The following is a 12,860-nucleotide window of genomic DNA, read 5'->3' as shown; positions in this document are numbered from 1 at the left end:
CTCGGACATCGTGGCCGAGGCCCGCACCCGGATCGACGCCCTGACAACTCTTACCACCGAGGAGGCCCGCAATGGCTGAGCCCATCCGCCTGACGATCGACAAGCACATCGCCGAGATCGTCATCGACAACCCGCCCGTCAACGCGCTGGACAGTGCGGGCTGGTTCCTGCTGGCCCGGACCATCGATCGCGCCCATGCCGACCCCGAGACCCGGGTGATCGTGATCCGCGCCGAGGGGCGCGGTTTCTGCGCCGGGGTCGACATCAAGGAATTGCAGGCCGAGCCGGGCAAGATCATTGACGTGAACAAGGGCAACTGGGACACCTTCCGCGCCGTTCACAAGGGCCGCGCCCCTGTGATCGCGGCCGCCCATGGCTATGTCCTTGGCGGCGGTATCGGCATCTGCGGCTCGGCCGACATCATCCTGCTGGCCGACAATGCCACTCTGGGCGTGCCCGAAGTGGATCGGGGCGCGCTTGGCGCGGGCGCGCATCTGCAACGGATGCTGCCGCTGCAACTGGTGCGCCAGATGTATTACACCGGAGAACCGATCACCGCCGCCGAGGCCGCGCGTCATGGCGCCATCGCCGAGGTGGTCGCCCCCGAGGCGCTGCGTGACCGGGCGATGGCGATGGCCGAGAAGATCGCGGCGAAAAGCCCGACCATGATCGCGCTGGCCAAGGAAAGCCTGAACGGCGTCGAACCGACCGATCTGGAACGCGATTACCGCTGGGAACAGGGGTTCACTGCGCAAGCCTATCTGACCGCCGAATCCCAGGCCACGCGCGACGCGTTCGTTGACGGCGGCAAGACCGCCGACTTTTCGAAGAAGGACAAGACATGAGCATCACCGTTCCCGATTACGTGCCCGGCCACGGCCTGCTGAAGGGCCGCTCGGTCCTGATCACCGCCGCCGCCGGCAAGGGCATCGGCTTTGCCACCGCGCGCCGCGCGGTCGAGGAAGGTGCCCGCGCCATCATGATCTCGGACATCCATGAAGGCCGCCTTGCCACCGCCGTCGAGGAGCTTCAAACGCTGTCGCCCGATTGTGCCGTTTCGGGCAAGCTCTGCAATGTCACCGACGAGGATCAGGTGCAGGCGCTGGTCGCCGCCGCCGAGGAGACGCTCGGCGGGGTTGATGTGCTGGTGAACAACGCAGGCCTTGGCGGTCTGAAGCCGGTGGCCGAGATGGAGGACAAGGAATGGAACCTCGTTCTTGACGTCACCCTGACCGGCACCATGCGCATGACCCGCGCGATGCTGCCGCATATGACCGCGCGCGGCGCTGGCGCCATCGTCAACAATGCCTCGGTGCTGGGCTGGCGCGCCCAGAAGGGTCAGGCCCATTACGCCGCCGCCAAGGCGGGTGTCATGGCGCTGACCCGCTGCTCGGGTGTCGAGGCCGCCGAACATGGCGTGCGCATCAATGCCGTCTCGCCTTCGATCGCGATGCATGAATTCCTTGCCCGCTCGGCCCCCGAAGAGCAGCTGAAGGCGCTGGCGGCTCAGGAAGCCTTTGGCCGTGCAGCCGAGGTCTGGGAAGTGGCCAACGTGATCATCTTCCTCGCCTCCGACTATGCCTCCTACATGGTGGGCGAAGTCGTTTCCGTATCTTCCCAACGTGCATGAGGCGCGCATGACCTTCAATTTTGCCTCCGCCGACGAAGTCATCGCCGCGATCGGCACCCGACTCGGACCGACCGACTGGATCGAGATTGATCAGGCCCGCATCGACATGTTCGCCGAGGCGACCGGTGATCACCAATGGCTGCATGTCGATCCCGAGCGCGCCGCCAAGGGCCCCTTCGGCAAGACCATCGCGCATGGGTTCCTGACCCTGTCGCTGGTCAACATGGTGTTGCCGGACCTGTTCATGCCGACCAATCTGGACTGGGGCGTGAACTATGGCCTGGACAAGGTGCGTTTCCCGGCACCGGTGCCCGTCGGGTCCCGCATCCGGATGTCGGGCGAGATCGCCGAGGCCACGGATCTGGGCAACCGCATGGTGCAGACCAAGGTGCGCATCACGGTCGAGATCGAGGGAAGCGAGCGCCCGGCCTGCGTGGCCGACACCCTGCAACGCTATGCCTTCCTGCCGGAATGACCAAGGTTAGTCTCAACAGACGATGATTGATCGGGCCCGTCGTACCACGATGGGCCCGAAGACAATTAGAGTGAGTGAAGTAATGGACAAAAGGACCGACCTCTCCGGTGCCATCGCCAGCCTGCGCGACGGCATGACCATCGGCGTCGGTGGCTGGGGCCCCCGGCGCAAGCCGATGGCCCTGATCCGTGAAATCCTGCGGTCCGATCTGAAGGACCTGCATGTCGTCACCTATGGCGGCCCCGAGGTGGGGATGCTCTGCGCTGCCGGCAAGGTGGCCAAGGTCACCTATGGCTTCGTGTCACTGGATCAGATCCCGCTGGAGCCGTGGTATCGCCGCGCCCGCGAGGCCGGCACCTTCGAGGTGCGCGAACTTGACGAGGGGATGCTGCTGCTGGGGCTGCGCGCCGCCGCCGAGGGCGTGCCCTTCGCCCCGACCCGCGTGGGTCTGGGCAGCGCGATCCTTGAGATCAATCCCGAGATCAAGACCGTGGTGTCGCCCTATGACGCGGGCGACGTCTTGCTGGCGATGCCTGCGCTGCCGCTGGACGTGGCGCTGATCCACGTGTCGCGTTCGGATGCGCGCGGCAACACCCGCACCGAGGGCAACGATCCCTATTTCGACGATCTCTTCGCCGGTGCCGCCGAGCGGGTGATCGTCAGCACCGAAGAGCTGGTGGACAGCCTGTCCGAAAGCGATGGCCCCGATGCCCGCAAGAGCCTGTTCCATCGTGGCGTGGTCGACATGGTCGTCCATGCCCCGCTTGGCGCCCACCCCACGCTGTCGCACGGGTTCTATGGTTGGGACATGGCGCATCTGAAGGAATACGGCGCCACCGCAGGCGACGCCGAGGCCTGGGCCGATTTCGTGACCAAGTACGTCGCCGATGGCGAGGACAGCTATGTCGCGGCGCTTGGCGGCGCAGAGGCCATTCGCAACCTTCCCATTCCCGTGTTCTGATCGAGGGTGACATCATGAGCCAAGAAACCGAATTCACCCTGTCCGAACTGATGATCGTGGCCGCCGCCGAAGCCTTTCGCGGCGACGGCGAGATCCTTGTCACCGGCATCGGCCCCCTGCCGCGCATCGCGGCGGGCCTTGCCAAGCTGAGCTTCGAGCCCGGCCTGATGATGACCGACGGCGAGGCCTATCTGACCGAAGAGCCGGTGCCGCTCGGCGTGAGCCGGGACGAGGTTCCGGGCTTCTCGGGCTGGATGCCCTATGCCCGTGTCTTCTCGACCCTGTGGCGCGGTCAGCGTCATGCGATGGTGACGCCGGTGCAGGTGGACCGCTGGGCGCAGGGCAACATCAGCTGCCTTGGCGATTTCGCCAAGCCCAAGGTGCAGATGCTGGGCGTGCGCGGCTTCCCTGGGAACTCGATCAGCCACAAGAACTCGATGCTGATCCCGGCGCATTCCAAGCGCGTCTTCATCGAAGGCGAGGTGGATGTCGTCTGTTCCGTGGGCTTCTCGGACGAGCGCTGGCCCGAAGGGATGCGCCGCCCGGAAGTCCAGTTCGGCCGCATCGTCACCGACCTCTGCGTGATGGATTTCAACGGCCCCGACCACGCGTCCCGCGTTCTCTCACTGCATCCTGGCGTCAGCTTTGACATGGTGCAGGAGGCCACCGGCTTCCCGCTGCTCGCCGCCGAAGGCATGGGCGAAACTCCTGCCCCGACCGCCGAACAGCTGGAGATCATCCGGCGCCTTGATCCGCGCGACATGCGCGCCCATGCGGTGAAGGGCAACCCGCCCGGCGTGCGCCAGGCCGCCTGAGATGAGCACGATCTCTCCGAAAGGCACCGCTCTGGTGATCGGTGGAAGCGGCGGCATCGGCGGGGTGATCTGCAAGGTACTGGCGGGTCAGGGCTGGGATATCGCCCTGACCTACCTGTCGAATGTTGCGAGGGCCGAGGCCACGGTCAAGGCGATCACCGACGCGGGCGGCACCGCCCGCGCCTATTCCCTGGACCTTGCCGACAAGACCGCCGCCCCCGCCCTGATCCAGGCGATGACGGCCGAGTGCGGTGCGCTGAACGCGCTGGTCTATGCCGCCGGCCCGCTGATTGATCTGGTCCATCTGAGCCGGACCGATCCCGATCTGATGGAGCGCCACCTGCTGGCCGATACGATGGGCTTCTTCCGGGTGGCCCATGCCGCCCTGCCCGCGCTGCGCGCCGCCGGCGGATCGGTGGTCTGTTGCCTGAGTGCGGCGCAGTTCCGATATGCCCCCGCCGACGGCTTGTCGGTGGTGCCGAAATCGGCGGTCACCGCCGTCATGAAAGGCATCGCCAAGGAAGAAGGCCGGTTCGGCGTGCGCGCCAACGGTGTGGCCACCGGCCTGATCGAGGCGGGCCAGATGGACGCGCTGATCGCCTCGGGTGGGATCGATGCCGCCTATATGGAGGCGGCCGCCCGCGCCACGCCGCTGCGACGTGTCGGCAAGCCCGAGGACATCGCCGAGGCGGTGGCCTTCTTCGCCGACAGCAGCCGGTCTGGCTTTGTCACCGGGCAGGTGATCGCGGTCGACGGCGGCTATTCGGTCTGAAACGCCGCCCTCCCCCCAGCATGGAAAAGATGAAGCCGGACCCTTTCGGGCCCGGCTTTTTCATGTGTGAGTTGTCGGCGTAGAGGATCAGGCAGCCTGACGCGGTGCGCCCGGAGTGCATGTGCCCAGCATGGCGACACTGCTCAGCACCAGGCGCACGAGCTCGGTCTGCCGGTTGATGCCGCATTTCGAGAAGATCGAGCGCAGGTGCGCGCGGGCGGTGTTGCGGCTGATCGCCAGTTCTTCCGAAGCTTCGTCCAGCGTGTGACCCTTCGACAGGATGCTGGTCAGTACCGCCTCGGCCGGCGTCAGTTCGAACAGGCGGCGCAGCATGTCGACCTGCGGCTCATTGGCCGCTTCTCCATCGCGGATTACAACTGAACAGACGATGCCGCCGTTGCGCGCGCCGCGCGCGACAGGCTGAACCACGACGCCGAGGGTGCGTTCGTCGCGCTGGCGCTGGATCTGAAGCACGGTCGGCACCTCGTCCGGCCCCGCTTCCATCGCCTGACGGATCGCCGTCTGCAGGGCGCGGTCCTCATGGCCGAAACTGGCGGTAAGCATGCCGGCGCGCAGGTGCAGTCCATTCCCCAAGCCGACAAGGCTTTCCGCCGCACCGGTCATCGCCACGACCCGGCGCTCGGCATCCAGAAAGACGGTACCGATCGACAAACGACCCAGAAGCTCGGACCCGAGCGACCGCTCGACATCGGCGTTCTCGAGGCGTGATGACAGGGTGATCGCTCGATCCAGGTGCAGGAGCAGGCCATCGAGGAAACCGGAGGCGGCGAGGCTTGCGGCGTCCGCGCTGCACAGCGTCAGCTCAAGCCGGCGGCCGTAGGCATCGGCCCGGCTGCTGACATGGCAGCTTCCGGCCCGGCGACCGGCTTCGCTGACGTCGCCCAACGTCGCCAGGAGGATATCCTCGCCCCGGCCGCAGCGGTTCAGGCGCAGCCCGACAGACACGGTGGCCCGCATGATTCTTTCCAGCGCGGCGACAAGATCCCCCTGATCGACGATCAGGTCATACAGCGCGTCGATGAGGCCAGACTGCGTTCCAGACCTAGCAAAAGACATATCCAACATGGTCGATACCTCCTCCCAAAGGTTCCGTGAGCATCCCCTGCTGCCGCAAGATTCGGCAGTACGGCGAATTTTTAGACGGAGCGTTGATGACTACGCCCGAGATTCGACGGCTTGTCAAATTTTATGTCACATCGTTAAATTGGCCCAGCCACACCGGGGTCGCCGTAGTCCTGTCAGACGATGATCTTCGGAGCTGGCCGGGGTCTTTGGGGCAGAACGACTGAAAAATGCATTGGAAAGGACATCCGCATGAGCGCTGTCATCGTTTCGACCGCCCGCACCCCGATTGGGAAAGCCTTTCGCGGAGCCTTCAACGACACCGAAGCGCCGGCGATGTCCGGTCATGCCGTGCGCAGCGCGATGGAGCGTTCCGGGCTTGATCCGGCGCGGGTGGGCGATGTGATCATGGGCTGCTCGGCGCAGCAGGGCACCCAGGGCTACAACATCGGGCGGCTGACCGCGCTGGCGGCGGGCCTGCCGGCGTCGGTGCCGGGGATGACGGTGGACCGGATGTGTTCCTCGGGGCTGATGGCCATCGCCTTTGCCGATCGCGCGGTGCGCGAGGACGGGTTGGACGTCGCCGTGGCGGGCGGCGTGGAATCGATCTCGCTGGTCCAGAACAAGCACAAGAACAGCTATCGCAACGTGTCGCAGTCGGTGCTGGAGCATGCGCCGCATATGTACATGCCGATGATCGAGACCGCCGAGATCGTCGCGGATCGCTACGGCATCAGCCGCGAGGCGCAGGATGCCTTTTCGGCGCAGAGCCAGCAGCGCACCGTGGCCGCCCAGGAGGCGGGGCGCTTCGATACCGAGCTTGCCCTGATGACCACGGTCAAGAAGGTCAAGACCGAGGCGGGCGAGTGGATCGACGAAGAGGTGACGCTGACCCGTGACGAGGGGATGCGCGCCGGCACCACCGCCGAGAAGCTGGCCGGGCTGGAACCGGTGTTCAAGGATGGCGCCGTGGTCAAGGAAGGCCGCTTCATCACCGCCGGCAACAGTTCGCAGCTGTCGGACGGCGCCGCGGCGCTGGTCTTGACCAGCGAGGCTGTGGCCGCGGCCGAGGGGCTGACCCCGCTTGGCGCCTTCCGCGGCATGGCGGTCGCCGGTGTCGCGCCTGAGGAAATGGGCATCGGCCCGGTCTTCGCGGTGCCGAAACTGCTGGCCCATCACGGGTTGACCATCGATGACATCGACCTGTGGGAGCTGAACGAGGCCTTCGCGAGTCAGGCGCTGTACTGCCGCGACAAGCTGGGTATCGACCCCGAGAAGCTGAACGTGAACGGCGGCGCCATCGCGGTGGGCCATCCCTTTGGCATGACCGGCGCGCGGCTGGCGGGACATATCCTGCATGAAGGCCAGCGACGGGGCGCGAAATGGGGCGTCGTGACCATGTGCATCGGCGGCGGCATGGGGGCGGCCGGCCTGTTCGAGATCTTCTGATCCGCGCATGGCCGGGGCCCGTCATATCCCGCTTTACGCCGCCACCTACACGCTGGTCGGAACCGAGCCTGCGGCGACGGATCGCGCGGGGTTCGCCGCCCGCCTCGGGGCGGTGAAACGCGCGGGGATGGACGGGCTGACCCTGCATTTCAACGACCCGGTCTTCACGGCGCTCGCCCCCGGCGAGATCGCCGGGCTGATCGCGGACATGGACGTCACCGTTCCGGCGATCGACTTCCTGTCGGACTGGAGCGGACCGCCGGAAGACAGCCTTGCGCAGGCCCTGCGCATCGCCGAGATCGCCGGAGCGCCGGTGATCCATCTTGGCCTCGACCTTGCCGGGCGGTGCCCGCCGCTGGCCGATCTGGCCGCGCCGTTTCGGACGCTCTGTGCCCGCGCCGCCGATGCCGGACGCCGGATCGCGCTGGAGCCTGTCGCATGGGGCGCGGTCTCGTCGCTTGATGCCGCGCTTGAACTGATCGAAAGCGCGGCGCTGTTCGGCCCCGGTCTGGTGCTGGATGTCTGGCACCTTGCCAGCGCCGCTCCCCTGCCCCTGACCCGGCTTGCCGGCCTTGATCACTCTCTTGTGAGCACGGTGCAAATCAGTGATGCTCTGCCGATGACACATGCATCCCCGAGCGCAGTGATCCGGGCCACGCGGGATCGTCTCTATCCCGGCGACGGCGCGCTTGATATCATCGGCTTCCTGTCGGCGCTGGAGCCGGCGCTGACCGCCAGCGGCGTGACGGTCGAGGTGTTCTCACCCGGAATCGGCGCCCGCACGCTCGACCAGACTGCAGACGCTGCCGCCACGGCTGGCAAACAGATGCTAGAGCGGCTTGACCGCTGCCGCGACAAGGACCTTTCCCATGGCTGACACCCAACGCGCAACGTCTGCGGGCGACACCGAGCGCGACACCCGCCGCGACACCAACCCGCGCCGCGAACTGGTGCGAGAGGAACTGCTGGATATCGCAGCGCGGATGTTCGACGAACAGGGGTTCGACCGGGTCTCGATGACGATGATCGCGCGCGAGGTCGGGCTGGGGCGTTCCGCGCTCTATCATTATTTCACGTCCAAGGACGACATTCTGGCCTCGCTGGTCGAGGCCGAAGCCCATGCGCCGGTCGGCACGATCCAGTCGATCGCGCGCAACCCAGAACTGTCGGCCTCGGACCGGCTTTTGGGCGTGGTGCGCGAAGGCGTGGTGCGGCGGTTGTCCTTCGGGTCGCGTTTCCTGCGACTCGGTCGGCTTGAGGCGCAGATTCCCGAGAACCTGCGCGCGACCTATGACGCCTCGCGGCGCGCGATCTATGCCGAATACCTACATGTCATCAAGGAAGGCATCGCCAACGGCGAATTCCGCCAGACCGACCCGCAGGTGGCGGCGTTCGGCATCATCGGGATGGCCACCTGGACCTCGCGCTGGTTCCGCGAAGGCGGGCGGCTTTCGGCGGAGGAAGTCGCGGATCTCATTTCGGAACAGGCGCTTATGAGCATCCGTCGCCCGGCGGGCCACGATGAATCCCAGCGCCAGTTGCAGAGCAGCCTTGGCGAGGTCGTGGCGGACCTCAACGCCATCATCGCCTCTGTCGCGCCCCGACCCGTCCGAGACGCTTAGTCCGTAGGGACGATGGGCGAAACCGAAGCCCATCACATGATGGCGCCAAGCCAAATCACGACGCGGGCCCGATTGGTATTGGTGCGCCGGTGTCACTTGGGAGGACCAATGCTCAACGAAATGTTTGCAAACTTCGACATGATCATGACGATCCTGCTTCGAGGTGCCGCTGTCGGATCGCTCTTCGCCATCATCGCGATGAGCTTCAATGTCGTCCACAACGCCACGGGCATCCTGAACTTCGCGCAAGGCACGATCTTCATGCTTGGCGCCTTCGGGGCGTACCTGCTGGCCAACCGCGTCGGATTCGCGGTGTGGATCCCGATGCTGATCTTGGTCAGCATCGTCATCGGGCTGTTCACCGCGGCCCAGGGCTGGCTGACGCTGAAACCGCTGCGTTCCGGCGTAGAGCAAAACAGCTGGCTGATCTCGACGATGTCGGTTTCAGTGATCATCGCCGCCATTCTCACGCTGAACTTCGGCGTCTTCGGCAACATGGTGCGCGGCCCTGTGCCCCGGTTCGAGATTCTCGGCGTGCGCACCGACGGGGCCTTCCTGCTGGCGATCGGGTCGATGTTCGCATGGTATTTCGCGCTGCGCTGGTTCCTGCGTCGTACCTTCAGCGGTCTGGCGATCAGCGCCCTGAGCCAGGATTTCGACGCCGCCCGCGCCGCGGGTCTGAACGTCGGACGCCTGCAGCTTCTGGCCTTCGGCATCTCGGGCGTCATCGCCGGGTCGGTCGGCTTCATGGTCGCTCCGATGATCTCGGTCAGCCCGGATGCCGGCCTGCGCTATGTGCTGAACGGTTTCGTGGCCGCCGTGGTCGGCGGGATCGGTAACAACACCGGCACGCTGATCGGCGGCCCGCTGGTGGGCATCACCGCTGCGCTGACCGCCTTCTACATCGGCGGCGCCTATCAGGACCTTGCCTCGTTGCTGCTGCTGGTCGCCATCCTGATGTTCCTGCCGCAGGGCCTGTTCGGCCGTGCCGCCGCCCGGAAGGTGTGAACGATGACCTTGAGCACAACCGCCACACCCGCTTCGCCCAAGCCAAGGCCCGGCCGCTTCGACAGTGACCTGCCGCAATTCTGGATCGCCGTCGCCATCCTCGTCGCCATGGGAATCATCCCGGCGGTTCTGGGCAGTTCCTACTGGGAGCATTCCTTCCAGCTGATGAACATCTACATCGCCGTGACGATCCTGCAGAACTTCCTGTTCGTGGATGCCGGTCAGAAATCCTTTGGTCAGGGCGTGCTGCTTGGCCTGGGGGCCTACGGCTTTGCCGTGGCCAGCGGGATCAACGACCTGCCCGTCTTCGTCGGCGTCCTGACCGGGATCGTCGTTGCGGTGGCAGGCGGGCTGCTGTTCGCCCTGCCCGCGCTGCGGGTCCAGGGCTTTCACCTTGGCTTCGTGACGCTGTCGGCCGCGGTCGTCTTTCCGCAGCTTCTGTTGCAGATGGACAGCGTGACGCAGGGACTGAATGGCATCTCGATGCCGACACCGGGGCTGTCGAAGCCGCTGGTCCTCGGGATCAGCCCGTTGTCGATCCTCTGCACCCTGCTGCCGATCGCGGCGCTGGCCTTCCACTACGGCATCCGCAATTCGCGCCTCGGGCGCCAGATGCGCACCGCCGCAGAAAGCCCCGAGGCCGCCCGGTCGCTGGGGATCAACCCCGGCCACATGAGTTCTCTGGCCTTCATCCTGGCCGCCCTCGGCACCGGGATCTGCGGCGTGCTCTTCGTGCCTGCGGTCAGCTTCGTGACCCCGCAAAGCTTCCTGATGGACGTGTCGTTCATCTTCTTCTTCTCGGTGGTCGTCGGCGGGCGTGGTCAGCTTTTGGGCCCGATCCTCGGCATTCTGGCCGTCTTCACCATCCCCAACATGCTTCTGGTCGATCTGGCCGAGTACAAGCCGCTGATCTACGGGTTCATCACCCTGATCGTGGTCATCGTCTTCCCCGACGGTATCGTCGGCACGATCGAAGAGGCCCGGCGCAAGCGCAACCAGACCGGCGGTGGCGAACGTGCCTTCCACCTGAGCGCGCTGACCAACTGGCTGAACAGCCTGCCGGACCATGCGGCCTCTGAAACCCGCGAGCCGATCATCTCGCTGAAGGGCGCGACCAAGCGCTTCGGTTCTGTGGTGGCGGTCGATCGGGTCGATCTGGAGCTGCGCCCCGGCGAGATCCACGGCCTTGTGGGCGCCAACGGTTCAGGCAAGACCTCGCTTCTGAACGTGCTGAACGGCTTCAGCAGGATGAACGAAGGCAGCTACACCTTCGACAAGCGCGACGTGTCCAGGGCCAGCGCCGCCGACATCGCGCGCCACGGCCTTGGCCGGACCTTCCAGAACCCGCGCATTTTCCCCGCTTTCTCGGTGTGGAACAACGTGCGCGTCGGTCTGGACGCCCGTCAGAGCGAGCTGCCGAAGGAACTGCGTGCGGTCCTTGATAGCATGCGCGACGATTACGCCTCGGGACTGCCGACGCTGCTGTCGCATGGCCAGCGCCGTCTGCTGGAAGTGGTGCGTGTCGCCCTGAAGGACAGCCGCGTGGTGCTGTTCGACGAACCGGCAGCCGGCCTGTCCGCCGAGGAACGCGAAGAGTTCTCGTCGCTGATCTGGCTTCTCAGCCGCAAGCTCGGCACCACCATCGTGCTTGTCGAGCACGATCTCGATCTGGTCTGGTCGATTGCTGACCGCATCACCGTGCTGGAAACCGGCAAACGCATCGCGCAGGGCAGCCCGGAAGACCTGGCAAAAGACCCTGCCGTTCAGCACCTGTTTGTGGGAGGCGACCATGCCCATGCTTGAAGTCAAGAACCTGACGGCCGGATATGGCGACATCCCGGTCGTGCGCGACATCTCTCTGACCGTCGAGCCGGGCGAGATTCTTCTGATTGGCGGCGAGAACGGGGCCGGAAAATCGACCCTGTTGCGGGCGATCAGCGGTTTCAACACCCCGACTTCGGGCTCCGTGATCATGGATGGCAAGAACGTGACCGGTCTTGCCCCCGAACGCGCGGCCCATGAGGGGTTGCGGCTGGTGCTCGACAACCACCGGGTGTTTCCCGAGCTGACGGTGCATGACAACCTGCGGCTGGGTCAGGCGGCCGGGCGGCGCGATCCCGATGCCTTTGCCAAGACGCTGGAAGAGATCCACTCGGTCTTTCCGATCCTGAAGGAAAAGGCTCAGGCGCGGGCGCGGGACCTTTCGGGTGGGCAGCAGCAGATCCTTGCCCTCGGGCAGGCCTTCGTGGCCCGGCCGAAGGTTCTGCTCTGCGACGAACCCTCGATGGGGGTGGCGCAGATGCTGCTGCCGCCGATCCTTGCCTTCCTGCGCAAATGGGCCGAAAGCGGCACCGCCGTGATCATCGTGGAACAGCACCTGAAGGTGACCCAGCCCTATACCGACCGCGCCCTGATCGTCAGCCGTGGTCAGGTGGCGCTGGAATGCCCCTCGCCGGAACTGACCGACCGGCTTGCGGCGTGGAACGCACAGCGGATGGCAGCAGCCCATGGCTGATGCCAAACTGCCCGACTGGGCCGGGACACAATCCTGGTCCGGTCGGGTCGGTCCCGAGGATATCGACGAGAACGGCCACATGAACGTGCTGGTCTATGATCGCGTCCTCGACGAGATCGACCGGGCCATGTTCCTTCAGCTGGGCTGGACACCCGCGTATCCGCAGGTCGAACGGCGCGGCTTCTTCCGGGTGGAAAAGCACATGCGCTATGAAAGCGAGTTGATGGAGCGCACCCCGCTGCTGGGCACCGGGCGCATCCTGTTCACCGATCTCAAGCGGTTTCACCTGTTTTTCCAGCTGTGGAATGCCACGACCGGGCAGCGCTCGGCCTTCATGGAAACCATGGTTCTTCACATGAACCTGGAAGCCCGCAGGGTCAGCAAAATGGAGTCCGGTCCGCTGGCCGAAACGCTGCTGGCCGCGCAGCGGGCGCAGGCCGATCTTCCGATGCCGCCGGGGACGCGCCGCCGCGTCTCGACCGAGCCGCAGCCCGCCTGTTAGTCCCAACAGACGATGATGCGGATCGGTC

The 12,860-nt window shown here is 65.7% G+C and carries 13 protein-coding genes and 1 pseudogene; 13 read left to right on the top strand and 1 reads right to left on the bottom strand.

From position 1 onward, the window contains the following. Positions 1 to 71: 71 nt before the first annotated feature. The 6 genes from OS124_RS0106935 (at position 72) to OS124_RS0106910 (ending at position 4,653) form a co-directional block, all read left to right on the top strand. The gene (locus tag OS124_RS0106935; RefSeq protein ID WP_010138717.1) at positions 72 to 845 is read left to right on the top strand and encodes an enoyl-CoA hydratase family protein; all 774 of its coding nucleotides are present in this window, start codon (positions 72 to 74) and stop codon (positions 843 to 845) included. Beyond that, the gene (locus OS124_RS0106930) at positions 842 to 1,630 is read left to right on the top strand and encodes an SDR family oxidoreductase (RefSeq protein ID WP_010138716.1); all 789 of its coding nucleotides are present in this window, start codon (positions 842 to 844) and stop codon (positions 1,628 to 1,630) included. The genes OS124_RS0106935 and OS124_RS0106930 overlap by 4 nt, the downstream gene beginning before the upstream one ends. A 7-nt stretch (positions 1,631 to 1,637) precedes the next feature. Next, positions 1,638 to 2,105 carry a MaoC family dehydratase gene (locus OS124_RS0106925; protein ID WP_010138715.1) on the top strand — a complete coding sequence of 156 codons (468 nt, stop codon included), beginning with the start codon at positions 1,638 to 1,640 and terminating at the stop codon, positions 2,103 to 2,105. A gap of 82 nt (positions 2,106 to 2,187) precedes the next feature. After that, positions 2,188 to 3,066, top strand: coding sequence for a CoA transferase subunit A (locus OS124_RS0106920; protein WP_010138714.1), 879 nt, complete (start codon positions 2,188 to 2,190; stop codon positions 3,064 to 3,066). Between the two features lie 14 nt (positions 3,067 to 3,080). Then, positions 3,081 to 3,881, top strand: a complete 801-nt coding sequence (locus tag OS124_RS0106915) for a CoA-transferase subunit beta (RefSeq protein WP_010138713.1) — start codon at positions 3,081 to 3,083, stop codon at positions 3,879 to 3,881. A 1-nt stretch (position 3,882) separates the two neighbouring features. Continuing rightward, the gene (locus OS124_RS0106910) at positions 3,883 to 4,653 is read left to right on the top strand and encodes an SDR family NAD(P)-dependent oxidoreductase (protein ID WP_010138712.1); all 771 of its coding nucleotides are present in this window, start codon (positions 3,883 to 3,885) and stop codon (positions 4,651 to 4,653) included. An 87-nt stretch (positions 4,654 to 4,740) separates the two neighbouring features. Here OS124_RS0106910 and OS124_RS23925 read toward each other — a convergent pair whose 3' ends face one another. Then, positions 4,741 to 5,739, bottom strand: a complete 999-nt coding sequence (locus OS124_RS23925) for a helix-turn-helix transcriptional regulator (protein WP_138919452.1) — start codon at positions 5,737 to 5,739, stop codon at positions 4,741 to 4,743. Between the two features lie 249 nt (positions 5,740 to 5,988). On the opposite strand from OS124_RS23925, the gene OS124_RS0106900 reads away from it, so the two are divergent. The 7 genes and pseudogenes from OS124_RS0106900 (at position 5,989) to OS124_RS23915 (ending at position 12,832) form a co-directional block, all read left to right on the top strand. Continuing rightward, complete coding sequence (locus tag OS124_RS0106900) at positions 5,989 to 7,185, top strand: acetyl-CoA C-acyltransferase (RefSeq protein ID WP_010138710.1); 1,197 nt, start codon at positions 5,989 to 5,991, stop codon at positions 7,183 to 7,185. A 7-nt stretch (positions 7,186 to 7,192) separates the two neighbouring features. Next, positions 7,193 to 8,062 (top strand): sugar phosphate isomerase/epimerase family protein, encoded by an 870-nt coding sequence (locus OS124_RS23920; RefSeq protein WP_010138709.1) that lies wholly within the window; start codon positions 7,193 to 7,195, stop codon positions 8,060 to 8,062. Further along, a complete protein-coding gene (locus OS124_RS0106890) occupies positions 8,055 to 8,807 on the top strand; it encodes a TetR/AcrR family transcriptional regulator (RefSeq protein WP_010138707.1) in 753 nt (250 codons plus the stop codon). Before OS124_RS23920 ends, OS124_RS0106890 begins: the two co-directional genes overlap by 8 nt. 108 nt (positions 8,808 to 8,915) lie before the next feature. Next, positions 8,916 to 9,815, top strand: a complete 900-nt coding sequence (locus tag OS124_RS0106885; RefSeq protein ID WP_010138706.1) for a branched-chain amino acid ABC transporter permease — start codon at positions 8,916 to 8,918, stop codon at positions 9,813 to 9,815. Positions 9,816 to 9,818: 3 nt separating this feature from the next. Beyond that, positions 9,819 to 11,618, top strand: a complete 1,800-nt coding sequence (locus tag OS124_RS0106880) for a branched-chain amino acid ABC transporter ATP-binding protein/permease (RefSeq protein ID WP_010138705.1) — start codon at positions 9,819 to 9,821, stop codon at positions 11,616 to 11,618. 52 nt (positions 11,619 to 11,670) lie between these two features. Next, positions 11,671 to 12,330: pseudogene (locus tag OS124_RS0106875) on the top strand (ABC transporter ATP-binding protein); the annotation flags it as partial. Continuing rightward, complete coding sequence (locus tag OS124_RS23915) at positions 12,323 to 12,832, top strand: thioesterase family protein (protein WP_010138703.1); 510 nt, start codon at positions 12,323 to 12,325, stop codon at positions 12,830 to 12,832. The pseudogene OS124_RS0106875 and the gene OS124_RS23915, both read left to right, overlap by 8 nt. Positions 12,833 to 12,860 lie beyond the last annotated feature (28 nt).

Origin of the sequence: Oceanicola sp. S124, assembly GCF_000220565.1 — a bacterium.
In the GTDB taxonomy this organism is placed as follows: domain Bacteria; phylum Pseudomonadota; class Alphaproteobacteria; order Rhodobacterales; family Rhodobacteraceae; genus Pseudooceanicola.
Note: the sequence above shows the minus strand (reverse complement) of the source record. Positions and strands in the feature narration are given on the sequence as shown.

Excerpts from the sequence above, each read along its gene's own strand:
- OS124_RS0106935 (WP_010138717.1), top strand. The coding sequence starts at position 72 with ATGGCTGAGCCCATCCGCCTGACGATCGACAAGCACATCGCCGAGATC.
- OS124_RS0106930 (WP_010138716.1), top strand. The coding sequence starts at position 842 with ATGAGCATCACCGTTCCCGATTACGTGCCCGGCCACGGCCTGCTGAAG.
- OS124_RS0106925 (WP_010138715.1), top strand. The coding sequence starts at position 1,638 with ATGACCTTCAATTTTGCCTCCGCCGACGAAGTCATCGCCGCGATCGGC.
- OS124_RS0106920 (WP_010138714.1), top strand. The coding sequence starts at position 2,188 with ATGGACAAAAGGACCGACCTCTCCGGTGCCATCGCCAGCCTGCGCGAC.
- OS124_RS0106915 (WP_010138713.1), top strand. The coding sequence starts at position 3,081 with ATGAGCCAAGAAACCGAATTCACCCTGTCCGAACTGATGATCGTGGCC.
- OS124_RS0106910 (WP_010138712.1), top strand. The coding sequence starts at position 3,883 with ATGAGCACGATCTCTCCGAAAGGCACCGCTCTGGTGATCGGTGGAAGC.
- OS124_RS23925 (WP_138919452.1), bottom strand. The coding sequence starts at position 5,739 with ATGTTGGATATGTCTTTTGCTAGGTCTGGAACGCAGTCTGGCCTCATC.
- OS124_RS0106900 (WP_010138710.1), top strand. The coding sequence starts at position 5,989 with ATGAGCGCTGTCATCGTTTCGACCGCCCGCACCCCGATTGGGAAAGCC.
- OS124_RS23920 (WP_010138709.1), top strand. The coding sequence starts at position 7,193 with ATGGCCGGGGCCCGTCATATCCCGCTTTACGCCGCCACCTACACGCTG.
- OS124_RS0106890 (WP_010138707.1), top strand. The coding sequence starts at position 8,055 with ATGGCTGACACCCAACGCGCAACGTCTGCGGGCGACACCGAGCGCGAC.
- OS124_RS0106885 (WP_010138706.1), top strand. The coding sequence starts at position 8,916 with ATGCTCAACGAAATGTTTGCAAACTTCGACATGATCATGACGATCCTG.
- OS124_RS0106880 (WP_010138705.1), top strand. The coding sequence starts at position 9,819 with ATGACCTTGAGCACAACCGCCACACCCGCTTCGCCCAAGCCAAGGCCC.
- OS124_RS23915 (WP_010138703.1), top strand. The coding sequence starts at position 12,323 with ATGGCTGATGCCAAACTGCCCGACTGGGCCGGGACACAATCCTGGTCC.